16 protein-coding genes and 1 rRNA gene are annotated in these 15,751 nt (G+C 43.5%); all 17 read right to left on the bottom strand.

Translation table 11 applies throughout. From position 1 onward, the window contains the following. Positions 1-126, bottom strand: a 16S ribosomal RNA gene (locus tag KXD37_RS23465); the annotation flags it as partial. A 312-nt stretch (positions 127-438) separates the two neighbouring features. Next, positions 439-1,938 (bottom strand): lysine--tRNA ligase, encoded by a 1,500-nt coding sequence (gene lysS, locus KXD37_RS23460; protein WP_127696168.1) that lies wholly within the window; start codon positions 1,936-1,938, stop codon positions 439-441. Between the two features lie 91 nt (positions 1,939-2,029). Then, positions 2,030-3,031 (bottom strand): tRNA dihydrouridine synthase DusB, encoded by a 1,002-nt coding sequence (dusB, locus tag KXD37_RS23455; protein ID WP_188323432.1) that lies wholly within the window; start codon positions 3,029-3,031, stop codon positions 2,030-2,032. 13 nt (positions 3,032-3,044) lie between these two features. Beyond that, on the bottom strand, positions 3,045-3,263 hold the full coding sequence (locus tag KXD37_RS23450; RefSeq protein ID WP_024123645.1) for a helix-turn-helix domain-containing protein: 219 nt from the start codon (positions 3,261-3,263) through the stop codon (positions 3,045-3,047). Beyond that, positions 3,215-3,718 (bottom strand): 2-amino-4-hydroxy-6-hydroxymethyldihydropteridine diphosphokinase, encoded by a 504-nt coding sequence (gene folK / locus KXD37_RS23445; protein ID WP_024123644.1) that lies wholly within the window; start codon positions 3,716-3,718, stop codon positions 3,215-3,217. Before folK ends, KXD37_RS23450 begins: the two co-directional genes overlap by 49 nt. Further along, the gene (gene folB, locus KXD37_RS23440) at positions 3,715-4,077 is read right to left on the bottom strand and encodes a dihydroneopterin aldolase (RefSeq protein WP_095714744.1); all 363 of its coding nucleotides are present in this window, start codon (positions 4,075-4,077) and stop codon (positions 3,715-3,717) included. Before folB ends, folK begins: the two co-directional genes overlap by 4 nt. Continuing rightward, positions 4,070-4,927, bottom strand: a complete 858-nt coding sequence (folP, locus tag KXD37_RS23435) for a dihydropteroate synthase (RefSeq protein WP_101860936.1) — start codon at positions 4,925-4,927, stop codon at positions 4,070-4,072. The genes folB and folP overlap by 8 nt, the downstream gene beginning before the upstream one ends. 14 nt (positions 4,928-4,941) lie before the next feature. Beyond that, positions 4,942-5,790, bottom strand: a complete 849-nt coding sequence (gene pabC / locus KXD37_RS23430; RefSeq protein ID WP_095714742.1) for an aminodeoxychorismate lyase — start codon at positions 5,788-5,790, stop codon at positions 4,942-4,944. Continuing rightward, on the bottom strand, positions 5,790-6,374 hold the full coding sequence (gene pabA, locus KXD37_RS23425; RefSeq protein ID WP_024123640.1) for an aminodeoxychorismate/anthranilate synthase component II: 585 nt from the start codon (positions 6,372-6,374) through the stop codon (positions 5,790-5,792). The genes pabC and pabA overlap by 1 nt, the downstream gene beginning before the upstream one ends. A 13-nt stretch (positions 6,375-6,387) precedes the next feature. Then, positions 6,388-7,797 (bottom strand): anthranilate synthase component I family protein, encoded by a 1,410-nt coding sequence (locus tag KXD37_RS23420; RefSeq protein ID WP_263463754.1) that lies wholly within the window; start codon positions 7,795-7,797, stop codon positions 6,388-6,390. Positions 7,798-7,960: 163 nt separating this feature from the next. Beyond that, complete coding sequence (cysK, locus tag KXD37_RS23415; protein WP_024123638.1) at positions 7,961-8,887, bottom strand: cysteine synthase A; 927 nt, start codon at positions 8,885-8,887, stop codon at positions 7,961-7,963. A 75-nt stretch (positions 8,888-8,962) separates the two neighbouring features. Beyond that, a complete protein-coding gene (locus KXD37_RS23410; RefSeq protein WP_106021681.1) occupies positions 8,963-9,856 on the bottom strand; it encodes a peptidyl-prolyl cis-trans isomerase in 894 nt (297 codons plus the stop codon). Between the two features lie 48 nt (positions 9,857-9,904). Then, complete coding sequence (hslO, locus tag KXD37_RS23405; protein ID WP_024123636.1) at positions 9,905-10,780, bottom strand: redox-regulated molecular chaperone HslO; 876 nt, start codon at positions 10,778-10,780, stop codon at positions 9,905-9,907. An 11-nt stretch (positions 10,781-10,791) separates the two neighbouring features. Further along, entirely contained in the window at positions 10,792-11,568 is a 777-nt protein-coding gene (locus KXD37_RS23400; RefSeq protein ID WP_024123635.1) for a type III pantothenate kinase, read from the bottom strand. A 189-nt stretch (positions 11,569-11,757) separates the two neighbouring features. Beyond that, positions 11,758-13,674, bottom strand: coding sequence for an ATP-dependent zinc metalloprotease FtsH (gene ftsH, locus KXD37_RS23395; protein ID WP_024123634.1), 1,917 nt, complete (start codon positions 13,672-13,674; stop codon positions 11,758-11,760). 97 nt (positions 13,675-13,771) lie between these two features. Next, positions 13,772-14,314 carry a hypoxanthine phosphoribosyltransferase gene (gene hpt, locus KXD37_RS23390; RefSeq protein WP_038954341.1) on the bottom strand — a complete coding sequence of 181 codons (543 nt, stop codon included), beginning with the start codon at positions 14,312-14,314 and terminating at the stop codon, positions 13,772-13,774. A gap of 2 nt (positions 14,315-14,316) precedes the next feature. Then, entirely contained in the window at positions 14,317-15,729 is a 1,413-nt protein-coding gene (tilS, locus tag KXD37_RS23385; protein WP_095714738.1) for a tRNA lysidine(34) synthetase TilS, read from the bottom strand. Positions 15,730-15,751 lie beyond the last annotated feature (22 nt).

The following is a 15,751-nucleotide window of genomic DNA, read 5'->3' as shown; positions in this document are numbered from 1 at the left end:
TACCCACGTGTTACTCACCCGTCCGCCGCTAACATCAGGGAGCAAGCTCCCATCTGTCCGCTCGACTTGCATGTATTAGGCACGCCGCCAGCGTTCGTCCTGAGCCAGGATCAAACTCTCCGATAAAGTAGTTTGACTGACTACGCACATTACTGTGCGATTTTATATTAAAACTTGAATTAACAGGTACGTTTTGTCTTGTTTAGTTTTCAAAGATCATTTTGTCACTTCGTTTAAGCGACTTTATTATTATAACTCGTTGACTCATTGAAGTCAATAACTTTTTTTGAAGTTATTTTTTTGTCATCGCCTTGTTTAGCGGCAACGAATAATAATATACCACCTTGTAAATAATAGTGCAATAGTTTTTTGAAGAAAAACCTAAGGAATTATAAAAGAGCGTCATCCTTCTATTAGAAAGGTTGACGCTCTTTTAAATTAGCGCTGTCTCATTTGCGGGAATAACAGTACATCTCGGATCGAAGGAGCATTCGTAAGCAGCATGACCAGGCGATCGATCCCGATGCCTAAGCCTCCTGTTGGCGGCATGCCATACTCCAGGGCTTCAACGAAGTCTTCATCCATTAAATGAGCTTCATCATTACCCTCTTCTCGTTCTTTTAATTGGGCTTCAAAGCGTTCTCTTTGATCAATAGGATCATTTAGCTCTGTGAATGCATTTGCGTGCTCACGGCCTACGATAAACAGTTCAAAACGGTCTGTGAAGCGCGGATCCTCTGGATTTTTCTTAGCAAGAGGAGAAATTTCTACTGGATGTCCATAAATAAACGTTGGCTGGATAAGCGTTTCCTCGATTTTTTGTTCGAAGAATTCGTTTATAATATGGCCCACTGTCATAGAGTCTTTAATCTCTACACTATGCTCTTTTGCATATTCACGGGCTTGCTCAACAGTTACATCTTCCCAGAAGTCAACGCCTGTCGCTTCTTTGACTGCGTCAACCATATGGATTCTTTTCCACTCAGGTTTCAGTTCGATTTGCTCTTCCCCGTATTGGATTGTCGTCGTGCCAAGCACCTCTTGTGCGATATGAGCGACAAGGTTTTCAGTTAAACTCATGATATCTTTATAGTCAGCATACGCTTCATATAATTCAATCATTGTAAATTCAGGGTTATGGCGTGTAGAGACGCCTTCATTACGGAAAACACGGCCGATTTCATATACTTTTTCTAAACCGCCGACAATCAAGCGTTTCAGATGCAGTTCAATCGCAATACGCATGTAGAGCGGAATATCTAAAGCATTATGATGGGTAATGAACGGACGCGCGGAGGCTCCCCCTGGAATGCTGTGCATAGTTGGTGTTTCTACTTCTAAGTATCCATGATCATCAAGGTATCTTCTCATCGCTTGAATGATCTTGCTGCGTGTAATGAACGTATGTTTGCTGTCTGGATTTACGATAAGATCCAAGTAGCGTTGACGGTAGCGCTGCTCAACGTCTTTTAAACCATGGTATTTATCCGGCAGCGGACGAAGCGCTTTTGTCAGCAAATCAAATGATGTTGCTTTTACAGACAGTTCGCCTACATTTGTTTTGAACACTTTTCCGGTTACGCCGATAAGGTCGCCAAGGTCGGAAGATTTGAAGATTTCATATTGGTCGTCACCAACACTGTCTTTTCTTACGTAGATTTGAATTTGACCTTCTAAATCCTGAAGGTGCGCGAAGCCGGCTTTTCCTTTGCCGCGTTTTGTCATCATACGGCCTGCGATTGTCACTTCAATCGCTTTTTCCTCTAACTCTTCTTTCGTTAGATTTTGATATGCCGCAATAATTTGCTCAGATTGATGAGTTCTTTCAAAACGTGCGCCGAATGGATCTATACCGTTTTCTCTCATCTGATTCATTTTGTCGCGTCTGACTTGCAGCTGGTCGTTCAATTCTTCATGATTATGCTCTTCTTGACTCATTGTTATCACTCCATTACAGATATTGTTTCATGAAAAAAGCAGAAAAACTGCCAGCGTAAAACTGGCAGTGAGCAGCAAATAGAGGTGAGTGTTATCCTACTTTTGCGTCTTGAAGCTCTTTTGCCTCAACTTCAACAGTAAATGCATCTAAAAGCTGTACAAGCTCTTCTCTTGTCTCGCAATGATTGATTCCATTACGAACCTCCGCATTGCCTCTTATGCCTTTCAGATACCATGCAGCGTGTTTTCTCATTTCTCTTACCGCTACATTTTCACCTTTTAAGTTAATCAGGCGGTCAAGATGCAGTTTGCATACCGCCATTTTTTCACGTACTTGCGGCTCTTCTTTTAATTCACCTGTTTCAAGGTATTGAACCGTACGGTAAATCATCCACGGATTGCCTAACGCGGCACGGCCGATCATGACCCCGTCTACTCCTGTTTCATCAAGCATACGCTTAGCATCCTGCGGCGTCTTGACATCGCCGTTCCCGATAACCGGAATCGATACAGATAGTTTTACTTCTTTGATAATATCCCAGTTTGCAGTTCCTTCGTACATCTGCACTCTTGTACGGCCGTGAAGTGCAACTGCTTTTCCGCCCGCACGCTCGACAGCCTGTGCGTTTTTCACCGCGAAAATATGGTCTTCATCCCAGCCCATTCTCATTTTCACTGTGACTGGTTTATCGACGGCATCCACTACTGCAGAAACCATTTCATAAATCTTATCGGGATCGAGAAGCCATTTTGCTCCCGCATCACATTTTGTAATCTTTGGTACTGGGCATCCCATGTTAATATCAATGATATCAGCAGTTGTGTTCTGGTCTACAAACTTCGCCGCTTCCACAAGGGTTTCCTTTTTTCCTCCGAAGATTTGAAGGCTGAGCGGTTTTTCACGTTCATCAATGTAAAGCATACCCATTGTTTTGGCATTGTTGTAAAGGATCGCTTTGTCACTGATCATTTCAGCGCAGACCAATCCGGCTCCGAATTCCTTTACAGTCAATCTGAATGCTGAGTTGCAGACACCGGCCATAGGGGCCAGCACAACCCGGTTTTTTAATTGAATATCACCGATTTTAAACATTTTTCCCCTCCTTTCATTTGTTATTATTTTCTGGCGGCGCTAATTCGTCCGCGCTTATATTTAAAACATCTGCTGCACTTTGAATGATGGCAGCTGACGGCAATCGGTTTCCGCGTTCAATTTCGCCGAGAATAGAAACTGATATACCTAACGCTTTCGCAAATCCTTCTTGAGTATAACCTTTCAGCTTTCTGAATGCACGAATTCGTCTACCCCAGATTTCTGCTTCCATACTCTTACACCTTCTTGGTCGGTTTCCGCGCTTTTTGCCTCTTTTTCAACCCGCGTGCATATTTCCGCAAGCGGCGCGAGGACAAATAAACGCTCATACATTCTCGGATGCGGAACAATTAGTTGCTCTGTTTCAATATTTTCACGATTAAACAGTAAAATGTCAAGGTCTGCCGTCCGCGGCCCCCATCTGACTTCTCTCGTCCTGCCCAATTCATTTTCTATATGCTGCGTGAGCTCCAGGAGCTGAAACGGATTCAGCGACGTCTCGATTTCAACTGCCATATTTAAAAATTCATCTTGAGCTTCGTATCCGACTGGGTCTGTTTCGTAAATAGAAGACACTTTTGTGACTGTCACTGCCTCATGTTGATGCAGCATCGCCACCGCTCGCCGTAAATACGTTTCTCTATCTCCAATATTAGATCCAAGTGCTATATAAGCTGTATTGTTCATGATTTTTTTCTCGTGATTTCTATTGCTACTGATTTATAGTGGCCGGGAATTGGCGGATCTGGCTTAATCACTTTTACAGTACATTGCTGCACCTGATGAAATTTCTTCAGGACAGTGTCCGCAATACGTTCTGCCAGTGTTTCCACTAGTTTCACAGGCTCACCTTCGACGATATCTTTACATACGTGGTAAAGCTCGGCATAGTTAATGGTTTGCTCAAGGTCGTCTGTTTGTCCCGCTTTGCTTAAATCTAATTCTGCGGTTAAATCGACTTTAAAACGCTGTCCGAGCTTGTTCTCCTCTTTTAACACACCGTGGTAGCCGTAAAACTCCATGCCTTCTACGTAGATTTTATCCATGATGCATCCCTCCCTTGTTCAGCATTGCATCCATCATTTTCGCCATTCTGGCTATTTGTTTTACATCATGGACTCTCACAATGTCACAGCCTTTTTGAATGCCTAGACACACGGTTGCGCCTGTGCCCTCAGCCCGCTCCTCAGGCGGAAGATCCAAGACACGGCCGATAAATCTTTTCCGGGAGGTTGCAAGAAGAACCGGATAGCCAAGTCCGCTGAAAACTTCAAGTTTGTTCATGACTGCCAGATTATCGTGATAGTCCTTCGCAAAACCAATGCCGGGATCGAGGATAATGTTCTTTTCCTCTACACCTGCTTCAACAGCAATCTTTACACTTTCCATTAAGTCCGACAGCATATCCGGTATTAAGTCGTTGTAGTTTCTCTCTTTGCGGTTATGCATGAGAACGATCGGAACATTGTGTTCAGCTGCCACAGAAGCCATTTTCGGGTCATACTTTGCTCCCCAAATATCATTGATGATTGAAGCGCCGGCTTTAACAGCTTCATCTGCGACAGAAGCCTTGTACGTATCTACAGAGATCGGCACTGCGAGCTCTTTTGTAATCCGCTCAATCACAGGAATCACTCTGGACATTTCTTCGTCCTCGGACACATATTCGGCGCCGGGTCTTGTCGATTCGCCTCCGATATCAATGATATGCGCACCGTCATCAATCATCTCTTTCGCATGCAACAGGGCATTGTCCAGGCTGTCATATTTTCCGCCATCCGAGAAAGAGTCAGGCGTTACGTTTAAAATACCCATCACCAGCGTCTTTTCTCGATATGATAATGCGCTGGGTTTGGTATGGATTACTTGTGTTTGGTCTATCGTTTGCCGCGCCATTCTCTTCCTCCCTGTCATGAATTCATGTTCTTTATTTCTTGGTGGTATAGCGTTTGTAAAGCGGAAGTTATTTCTCCGTTTTGGCCCGGATAGTTCACTTCTTCTATTTTAGAAAACGGAATGATCTCAAGAACCGAGTTGGTCATCCATGCTTCATCTGCCGTCAAAAGGGCTTCAAGCTGGTAGCGGCCTGTTTTGACATCCATCCCTATTTTCTTTGCGTTCTCCATGACAAAACGTCTCGTGACGCCGTCAAGAATTCCGGTATCAAGTGATGGTGTATAGATAGAGCTGCCTTTTCTCCAGAAAACATTCGAAATGATGCCCTCTGCTACAGCGCAATCCTCCGTTAAAAAGATCCCTTCAAACCGCGGATCATTTCCGATCTCCCGTTTCGCATACATATTATTTAAATAGTGATGTGATTTTAACCGGAACGGCCCCTCCGGTGTGTTTCTCCGTACCGATAAAACCTTTCCTTCCTTTTGCAAAGGAAGACTTTCTGGTTTTAACTGATTAACAAAACATAAAACAGTCGGGTTATCGTAAGTTTGAGCAGCGAAGCCTTTATCACTGATGCCGGCTGATATGTTCAGCCTGACGCGGGCATTGCCGTCTTTGATATCATTCAGCCCGAGCAGCTTGTCCAGCATTTCAATCATCTCTTGTTTTGTCACAGTGTATTCGATTTGCAGATCCTTAAGTGCGCGTTCAAGCCGTTCTATATGCCAATCAAGCAGGAACGGCCGGCCTTCATAAAGCCTGAAGGTCTCAAAAACACCGATCCCATATAAAAAACCATGGTCAAAAGGAGAAAGAACTGCATCTTTCTCCTCTATAAATCGGCCGTTTACATATATCATCACGCAATGACTTCCTTGCGGTACGTTTCAATAAAATTTCTGAGCATTTCTTTTCCAAAGGAAGTCATAATAGACTCTGGATGAAATTGAACGCCTTCTATCGGAAGGTCATTGTGCCGAATAGCCATGATTTCTCCTTCTTTCGTTTGTGCGGTTACTGTGAAACAGCTTGGCAGCGTCTCAGGTTTTACGATCAGTGAGTGGTATCGTGTCGCCACAAGCGGGTTTTGCAAACCTTTAAAGATCGTCTTGCCGTCATGCTCGATTTCTGAGGTTTTTCCGTGCATCAGCCGCTCTGCTCTGACCACGTCTCCGCCAAACACCTGTGCGATAGACTGATGTCCGAGACACACGCCAAAAACGGGAATTTTGCCTGCGAAGTATTTAATTGCTTCAAGGCTGATTCCAGCTTCATCAGGACTGCACGGTCCGGGTGAAATCATTAAGAAATCCGGTGACAGCTCTTCAATTTGCTCTATTGTGATATCATCATTGCGTTTTACAATCAGCTCTTCTCCAAGCTCGCCCAAATACTGCACTAAGTTGTACGTGAAAGAATCATAGTTATCAATCATTAAAATCATTTCTCCGCTCACCTCATCTAATTTTTGTCTCTGCTTCGCTCAGCTCTAACGCCTTTTGCATCGCAAAAGCTTTTTTGAATGATTCTCTGTATTCATGCTTAGGAACAGAATCAATCACAACTCCTGCTCCGGATTGCATAAACGCCTGCCCTCCGGCTGCATAAATGGTTCGGATCACGATATTAAACTGAAGATCCTGATTATACCCAAACCACCCTATAGATCCAGTATAAAGCCCACGGCGTGTCGGCTCAAGTTCTTCTATAATTTCCATTGTCCTTACTTTAGGAGCACCTGTAATCGTTCCTCCAGGAAATACAGCATGAATAATATCTACAGCGTCGTATCCATCCTGCAGTTCACCTTGGACATTAGACACAATGTGCATGACGTGGGAGTATTTTTCAATTGCCATGAATTCATTAACCCGCACTGATCCGTAACGGGAAACTCTGCCCAGATCATTTCGTTCTAGATCAACCAGCATGACATGCTCAGCGCGTTCTTTTTCATTATGGATTAATTCATTTGCGAGCGCTTCGTCTTCCTCATCCGTTTTCCCTCTGGAACGAGTGCCAGCGATCGGTCTTGTCTCTAACAGTTTGCCCTTTTTGCTGACAAGAAGTTCAGGAGATCCGCAAATAATTTGGAAATCTGGTGTTTCTAAATATGCCATATATGGAGAAGGATTCACTTCTCTCAGCTTTTTGTAGATCTCATACGGGTGAGCAGACAGCGGCTGCGACTGCCTGATCGATAGATTGACTTGAAAAACATCTCCGCTGGCAATGTATTGCTTGATTTTCTCTACAGCCTGAGAAAAGCCTTCTTCAGTAAAAGGCGCTGCAAAGGAACCGTCAGCTGTATATGTCATCTCTTGTAACGGCTCACCGGGAAGCTCAGTCAGCCACATATGTTCGAGCTGGGACAGCTTTTCGTCCGCTGATTCGTTCTCATCATTCACATGAGTGACCAGCCAAAGAGCCTGTTCTTCATGGTCATAGACGGCGATATCATCAAAGACAAGAAAATAGATATCAGGTGTCTCCAGGTCATCTAATGAGAGCATTTTAAAATTTTCAATGTAGCGTGCGTAATCATAGCTAAGAAAGCCGATTGCTCCCCCTTGAAAATCAGGCAATTCTTCATCCGTTTCTGTTTCCAGCGTTTTAAACCAACTGTGGAAGGCGCGTAATGGGTCACCCTCTATAAACAGTGTCTCATCCCCATGCTTAATGGTTGTAATTCCGTCTTTTCCCTTGACAGCCGCAATTGGATCAAGACCGGCTATACTGTATCTGCCGCCTCTTGCACTTTCAAGAAGCACGTGCTGTTTTCTGGATTGTGAAAGTTTCTCATATTGTTGCAAGAATGAATCTTTTTGAAAAGGTACTTTTTTGCCTGCCGGTCTGCGTTGTGCCATTTATATCATTCCTCTGTTTTCTTTTTCTGCTTTTTTTATTGTAAAGCAATATCATGAGTGAAAAAAGTGAATTTCTCTTCCAAGGATAAGATTCGTCGCGGACACGGCATATTTGATGCACAAATAAAAAAACTCCCGGGCACCGGGAGTTTTTTCGAGCTTTTTAATCGAATTGATACAGCGGCGTACTCAAATAACGTTCGCCGTTACTCGGAATGATAGCTAATACTTTTTTGCCCTTTCCGAGTTTTTTCGCTACTTCAATAGCAGCATAAATGGCCGCACCTGATGAGATGCCTCCGAGAATTCCTTCTTCACGTGCAGCTCTGCGTGCATATTCAAATGCTTCTTCATTCTTCACAGGGAAAATTTCATCGTATACTTCAGTGTTTAAGATGTCGGGCACAAAGCCAGCTCCGATTCCCTGAATTTTGTGAGGGCCTGGTTTTCCTCCTGAAAGCACTGGGGAATCTGACGGTTCAACAGCGTAGATTTTGACGGAAGGATATGCTTCCTTCAGGACTTCACCCGCTCCTGTAATCGTTCCGCCTGTTCCGATTCCGGCTACAAATGCATCAAGCTGGTCATCACCGAATTGCTCAACGATTTCTTTACCTGTTGTTTGGCGATGGATTTCAGGGTTCGATGGATTGTTAAACTGCTGCGGCACGAAGTATCCGTGTTTTTCAGCAAGCTCCTCCGCTTTCTTAATGGCGCCTTTCATGCCTTCCGCACCCGGAGTCAGCACAAGCTCAGCACCATATGCGCGAAGAAGGTTGCGGCGCTCCATGCTCATTGTGTCAGGCATAACCAAAATCGCTTTTAAACCTTTAGCCGCAGCAACCATTGCCAGCCCGATTCCTGTATTTCCGCTTGTCGGTTCAATGATTGTATCGCCAGCTTTTAATTTCCCTTCTTTTTCAGCGGCTTCAATCATCGCTAAACCGATACGGTCTTTTACACTGCTTCCAGGGTTCATGTATTCAAGCTTCAAATATACATCCGCACTGTTTTCATCAACAAGGCGATTTAATTTAACGATTGGCGTATTCCCAATTAATTCAGTAATGGAGTTTGCTACACGTACCATTCTCGACACCTCAATTTCCGACTATTTGTATTGGTATTATGTATATAATCTATCAATTTCAAAATTTTTTGTCAATCATTTAGTACTTTTTTCCCCATAGAACCAAGACACGTCAGCTTCTTTCCAAAGCGATTTTACAGTTGCTTTATCACCTAACTGATCCATTGCGATCTGGCGTTTAATCTGATTCTTCACTTCATCATATGAGAACGTTCTCGCATTTAACCTTTCTTTCAGTTGAATAATCGCATAGCCGTTGTTTACCTTTATCGGTTCGTTTGACCATTCATCTTGTTTTAGTGTCTTTGCTTCTTCAATGTATGATGACGGAATGTTGTCTGATGCCTCGGTGACAAACCCTAAATCTCCCCCGTACGGTGACGTATACCTGTCTGTGGACCGTTCCGCCGCAACAGCTTCAAAGCTCGAGCCGCCTTCAAGCTCTTTTAAAACTTGTCTGGCTTCCTCTTCATCCTTTACAACAATATGCCGAATACGATACGAATCATCAAACTGATACAGTTCTTTATTTTGATTATAAAATGATTTCATTTCTGTCTTTGAAATATCAATATCCTTTGTTAATAATTCCTCAAGAAGAATATTATAGCGAATTTGGTCTTTCCACTCTTTTTCAGTTGTATGCTCGTCTTCGTAAAATGAATTATTCACCGCCTTAATCAGCAGAAATTCCCGATCAATTTCGCTTTTAGATACTTTGAGATTGTTCTTTTTGGCAAGCTGCTCTACCACTCGGACATTGATCATATCTTCAAGTGTTGATTTTCCGTATTCATCTTCCATTTCCTTCAGCCATTCTTCTCTTGTGACGCTTTTGCCTCCAATAGTAGCAATGGACTCGTCGGACGGGGAAGCACTGGCTTGAGATTTCGTCAGTGTATATGCCACTGCGATACAGCATACCAGCAGCGCGCCCCAAATGATTGTCCAGATTGTTCTTGATTTCAAATTTACTGTCAGCCCCTTTTCTTAAATTCAAAAAACCCGCTAAAGAGCTTAGCGGGTCGTTTGGTCTCGAAGCTCTTCCAGCTCTTCTTTTGTAAATAAGTACTTTTCATTACAAAAATGGCATACTGCTTCGGCTTGTCCATCTTCTTCTATCATATCTTGAATTTCTTTTTTGCCTAGTCCTAAAACGGCTGTTTCAAAACGCTCTTTTGAACAAGGGCAATGGAATTTAACAGGCATGGTTTCCAAAATCTCAGGCTTTTCTCCTAAGACTTCTTCCAAAATTTCTTCCGGTGCAAGCCCTTTTTGAATCAGTTTAGAAATAGGTTCTACTACAGATAAACGCTGTTCAATTTTTGTAATGGTTTCATCATCTGTTCCCGGAAGGAGCTGAAGAATGAAACCTCCTGCCGCCAAAATGGTGTTGTCTGGGTTAACAAGCACGCCGACACCTACAGAAGAAGGAACCTGCTCCGATGATACAAGATAGTACGTAAAATCTTCCCCCAGTTCTCCGGAAACGATTTCTACTTGCCCTGTGAAGAACTCGCGCAGGCCTAAATCTTTTACAACACTTAATGTTCCATCTGTTCCAACAGCTCGTCTGACATCCAGCTTGCCGTGTTCATTCAAGTCAAAATGAACATGCGGGTTTGAGACATATGCCCTGACTTCCCCTTTAGCATTTGCATCAGCAACAATCGCGCCGATTGGCCCGCCGCCTTCCACTTTCACTGTCAGCTTATCATCACCTTTCAGCATAGAACCAAGCATTAGTGAAGCTGTCATTGTACGGCCCAGTGCAGCAGATGCTGTCGGCCATGTATCATGCCGTCTCTGTCCTTCATTCACCATATCAGTCGTTTTTGCAGCATATGCCCGAACTTTTCCGTCATACGCCAGCGCTTTTACTAAATAATCCATTGCAAAACCTCCTATACACTTCCCACGCGGTTTCGTTCATAAATCAATTCCAGCCCTTTTAGGGTTAAGAATGGATCAACGATGTCTATACAATCTGATTCGTTTGCGATTAATGGCGCAAGACCGCCTGTCGCAATGACTTTCGGTTCTTGTTTTGCCTGCCATTTCATTCGTTTTACGATTCCTTCCACTTGGCCGACATAGCCAAATAAAATCCCTGATTGCATCGCGCTTACAGTGCTTTTTCCGATAATATTGTCAGGCCGGGCGATTTCAATACGCGGAAGCTTCGCCGCACGCGAGTACAGCGCCTCAGTCGAAATTGTAATTCCAGGCGCAATCGCTCCGCCCATATATTGTTTGTTTTCATCGATATAACAGTACGTTGTGGCTGTACCGAAATCAACAACAATCAAAGGATTGCCGTACAAGTGAATGGCCGCAACAGCATTTACGATTCTGTCAGCGCCTACTTCTTTCGGATTGTCGTACTTTATATTTAAACCGGTTTTCATACCAGGACCGACAATTTGCGGTTCGATATGAAAGTATTTTGTGCACATTCTCTCTAACGCAAACATGATTGGCGGCACAACTGAAGAAATAATAATGCCTTCTATTTGTTCAAACATGAGACCTGAATGATCAAATAAAGAGCGCAGAATCATCCCAAACTCATCTTCTGTTTTATGCCTGCTTGTTTCTATACGCCAGTGATATTCTAATTCACCCTCATGATATACACCAAGTACAGTATTGGTGTTCCCCACATCAATAACAAGTAACAACCTCTATCACCACTTTTGAATAGTTTCTCTATCATTACTTTTACAAACATTCTACAATACCATACACGATCGGCGGCTCATTTGTAAACAAATCGATACCATAATTGGATGATTGAAAAGAGGGGCAGCAGAGGCGGGATTCACATAAAAAAACTGCCAGCGTCAGCCGGCAGTTTTTATCAGAAAGCGTTACTCTTTCGTATCGTCTTTCTTTTCTTCTTCTGTTTTTGACAGAATGTTTACTTTGACATCATCGTTCTTCTCATCATCAGAGAACTTACGCTCAGGCAATGTTCCGTGATCGACAAGGTGTTTGATTTGTTCAGCATCCAGTGTTTCAACTTCCAGAAGCGTCTGAGCAATCAATTCAAGCTTGTCACGATTTTCTGTCAGGATTGTTTTCGCACGCTCGTAACACTCTTTGATAATGCGCTGAATTTCCTGATCAATTTCGTAGGCAATTTGATCACTGTAGTTTTGTTCGTTGTTGAAATCACGGCCTAAGAATACCTGGCCACCCTGAGACTGTCCAAATTGCAGCGGTCCCAGTTTTTCTGACATACCGAATTCTGTAACCATTCGTCTTGCAATATTTGTCGCACGCTGGAAGTCATTGTGCGCTCCTGTGCTGACTTCGCCAAAGATAATTTCTTCAGCAACACGTCCGCCCAAGAGACCGACAATTTTATCAAGCAGCTCCGGCTTTGTCTGGAAGTAACGGTCTTCTCTTGGAAGCATAACTGCATAACCGCCAGCCTGGCCCCGAGGAACAATCGTTACTTTATGAACCATATCAGCCTCATCTAAAACGAGTCCGATAACGGTGTGTCCGCCTTCGTGATATGCCACGATATTGCGTTCTTTCTTGGAGATGACGCGGCTTTTCTTAGCTGGTCCGGCAATAACACGGTCCGTAGCTTCATCAATGTCGCGAGCATCGATTTTTTTCTTGTTTTGACGAGCCGCCACAAGAGCAGCTTCATTCAATAGGTTTTCTAAGTCAGCGCCTGAGAAACCAGGTGTTCTCATGGCAATCGATTTCAGGTTTACCGTTTCATCCAGCGGTTTGTTTCTCGCATGGACTTTCAATACAGCTTCACGTCCAATTACATCTGGGCGGTCCACTGTGATTTGACGGTCAAAACGTCCCGGACGAAGTAAGGCTGGGTCCAAGATGTCCGCACGGTTCGTTGCGGCAATGATGATAATTCCTTCATTGGCACTGAATCCGTCCATTTCAACAAGCAATTGGTTGAGCGTCTGTTCACGTTCATCGTGTCCGCCGCCGAGACCCGCTCCACGCTGGCGTCCGACTGCGTCAATTTCATCAATGAAGATCAAACAAGGCGCATTCTTTTTCGCGTTTTCGAACAAGTCACGCACACGGGAAGCACCGACACCTACAAACATTTCAACGAAATCAGATCCGCTGATGCTGAAGAATGGTACACCGGCTTCACCGGCTGATGCTCTTGCAAGAAGTGTTTTACCGGTACCCGGAGGTCCAACTAAAAGCACACCTTTAGGGATTCTTGCGCCAAGCTCGGCAAACTTGCGGGGATCTTTCAGAAATTCAACAACTTCCACAAGTTCTTGTTTCTCCTCGTCTGCCCCTGCAACGTCTTTAAATTTGACGCGTTTCTTTTCCTCTGTATATAGCTTCGCCTTACTCTTACCAAAGTTCATGACACGGCTGCCGCCGCCTTGAGCTTGATTGAGCAGGAAGAAGAACAGAATAAAGATAATGACAAATGGGATGATGGTCGTCAGGAACGTCACCCATCCGCTTGTTTCTTGAGCGGGATCAACCTTTACATCTGTCTTTTTTATAGCATTAAAGATCTGGTCTGCTCCCTTACCTTCAGGAACATGAGTCAAAAAGTATTGATCCTTGTCGTAATTTTTCAGCTGTCCTTTTACCTCATAAACACCTCTGACAGGCTGAACCGACACGCTATCAACTTTCCCGTCATCCAGGTTTTTGATGAACGTGCTGTACGACATATTTTCTGTTTTCGGATTTGAGGTCTGGAAGTAGCTCACAACCCCGATTACTACTAATAAAATAAGTAAATAAAAAATGGTATTACGGAAGACCCGATTCATTCCTTACCTCCTCCCACAGTAAGCACAACTATGTTCAATAGTACCATAGAAAATCATTCCAATACAACCAATAACCATCTCGGAAGCAGGCTGCCGATCAGCTTTCATAAACTGCCGGTTTTAACACTCCGATATAAGGCAGATTGCGATAGCGCTCAGCATAATCAAGTCCGTAACCCACTACAAACGCGTCAGGAACTTTAAAGCCGACGAAGTCTGCTTTAATGTCCGCTTTTCTTCCGCTTGGTTTATCCAAAAGGGTAACAATCTTAATTGATTTTGCTTTACGGTATCGGAAGAGCTCTACTAGATAACTTAAGGTTAACCCACTGTCGATGATATCTTCAATAATTAAGATGTCCCGGCCCTCTACAGATGTATCCAAATCTTTAATGATTTTTACTTCTCCAGATGAAACCGTAGATTTTCCGTAGCTTGATACATCCATGAAATCCATTTCCAAATATGTATCAATATGCTTGATAAGATCCGCCATAAAAGGAAGAGCTCCTTTTAACACACCGATTGCCAACGGAAATTTATCTTGATACTCGCTTGTTAAGTCTGCACCTAACTCTTTTACTTTCTCTTGTATCTCTTCCTCTGAGATCAGAACTGTTTCAATATCATGTTTCATCATGATTATGCTTGCCCCCTACACTTTTCATGCTGTCTATATTGTAATACAATGCGGTCACTGTTTGGAATCACAAGATCTTCAAAAATGGATTTTTTCAAGCCCGGTATCCAGATAATTTCACCGCTTGCATCCGTCACAACCGGCCAGTTGTCTCTTTCTTGCAGAGGCAATTTCTTATCAATAAATATATCCTTTACCTTTTTCGAGCCGTTCATCCCTTTTAGTTTTATCCGATCGCCGGCTTTTCTTGTCCGGATCGTCAAGGGAAATCTCACCTTATCTTGACTTGTAATAAAAACAGAATTCCCATGACCTTCAAGAGATTCCGCGTTACGCTTTGCCTCTATCAGAAATCCGTTTGGGAGCACTGCCGTCTCATCGGCAGCTCCGCTTATTTGATATTCAAAGGGAACATTTTTGCACTGCCATTGTTCAAATGTAAACAAACATGTCTGATATGATTTGACCACCTTCAGTCCTTTCGGAAAGTCCAGTACTCCTGAAGGACCGCCCTTATCCGCCCAATCCAAAAACTGCTGAATATGATGAGCTGAAAAGGATGATGGAACGTTTTCATAAAGATAGTTTAATATTAGTTGAACTCCTCTTCTTTGTAAAGGCATCGGGAGGGCAAGCAATTGAGAGGAATTGATTTCAACTGATATTTTAGACTGGCTTGTGATTACTTTATTCATTTCTTCTTTCGTTAATGACTGTAAGAATTGCTCATCTTCAGTCAGTGCTTCGCTTACTTTCTGAAACCTTTTATGCACATCCGGTGATTCCTGTTTCAAAAAAGGGAGCACTGCTTTTCTGAATCTGTTTCTAGTGTAATCATCTTTGGCGTTGCTTTCGTCCGTCCGGTAGCTCAAAGCGTTTTCATGGCAATAATGAAGAATCTCTTCTTTTGTAATGGCTAGAAATGGTCTGATCATCTGTCCCGTTTCAAACCGTCTTACCGGCTGCATGCCGGCAAGTCCAGCTCCGAGTATGCCTTTGGCCAGTCTCATAAGCATTGTTTCAACCTGATCATCTCCATGATGAGCAAGTGCAAGATAATCCGCTTGATGCTTGGACATCACTTCCTTAAAAAACTGATATCGGCAATCACGGGCAGCTGCCTGCTTGTTGAGACCGTTTTTCTCAGCATACGCAGTTACATTGATTTGAGCCGTTTCACATTTGATCTGTTCAGCCTCACAATATGCTTGGACAAAACGCATGTCTTCCTCAGATTGTGCCCCTCTGAACCGGTGGTCTACGTGAGCCGCAATCACATTGGCTGAACGGCCGTATAACGCATGAAGCGCGTGAAGGAGAGCCATCGAATCCGGACCGCCGGAAACGCCTACAATAATTGTCGCCCCTTTTAACGTAAGATTGTGTTTGATAAAAAAATCTTTGACACTGTTCACAATGTCCTCCTCACAATGAGCA

The organism is Bacillus sp. XT-2 (genome assembly GCF_025696525.1).
Classification (GTDB): Bacteria; Bacillota; Bacilli; order Bacillales; family Bacillaceae; genus Bacillus; species Bacillus halotolerans.
Note: the sequence above shows the minus strand (reverse complement) of the source record. Positions and strands in the feature narration are given on the sequence as shown.

Excerpts from the sequence above, each read along its gene's own strand:
- lysS (WP_127696168.1), bottom strand. The coding sequence starts at position 1,938 with ATGAGTCAAGAAGAGCATAATCATGAAGAATTGAACGACCAGCTGCAA.
- dusB (WP_188323432.1), bottom strand. The coding sequence starts at position 3,031 with ATGTTTAAAATCGGTGATATTCAATTAAAAAACCGGGTTGTGCTGGCC.
- KXD37_RS23450 (WP_024123645.1), bottom strand. The coding sequence starts at position 3,263 with ATGGAAGCAGAAATCTGGGGTAGACGAATTCGTGCATTCAGAAAGCTG.
- folK (WP_024123644.1), bottom strand. The coding sequence starts at position 3,718 with ATGAACAATACAGCTTATATAGCACTTGGATCTAATATTGGAGATAGA.
- folB (WP_095714744.1), bottom strand. The coding sequence starts at position 4,077 with ATGGATAAAATCTACGTAGAAGGCATGGAGTTTTACGGCTACCACGGT.
- folP (WP_101860936.1), bottom strand. The coding sequence starts at position 4,927 with ATGGCGCGGCAAACGATAGACCAAACACAAGTAATCCATACCAAACCC.
- pabC (WP_095714742.1), bottom strand. The coding sequence starts at position 5,790 with ATGATATATGTAAACGGCCGATTTATAGAGGAGAAAGATGCAGTTCTT.
- pabA (WP_024123640.1), bottom strand. The coding sequence starts at position 6,374 with ATGATTTTAATGATTGATAACTATGATTCTTTCACGTACAACTTAGTG.
- KXD37_RS23420 (WP_263463754.1), bottom strand. The coding sequence starts at position 7,797 with ATGGCACAACGCAGACCGGCAGGCAAAAAAGTACCTTTTCAAAAAGAT.
- cysK (WP_024123638.1), bottom strand. The coding sequence starts at position 8,887 with ATGGTACGTGTAGCAAACTCCATTACTGAATTAATTGGGAATACGCCA.
- hslO (WP_024123636.1), bottom strand. The coding sequence starts at position 10,780 with ATGGATTATTTAGTAAAAGCGCTGGCGTATGACGGAAAAGTTCGGGCA.
- ftsH (WP_024123634.1), bottom strand. The coding sequence starts at position 13,674 with ATGAATCGGGTCTTCCGTAATACCATTTTTTATTTACTTATTTTATTA.
- hpt (WP_038954341.1), bottom strand. The coding sequence starts at position 14,314 with ATGATGAAACATGATATTGAAACAGTTCTGATCTCAGAGGAAGAGATA.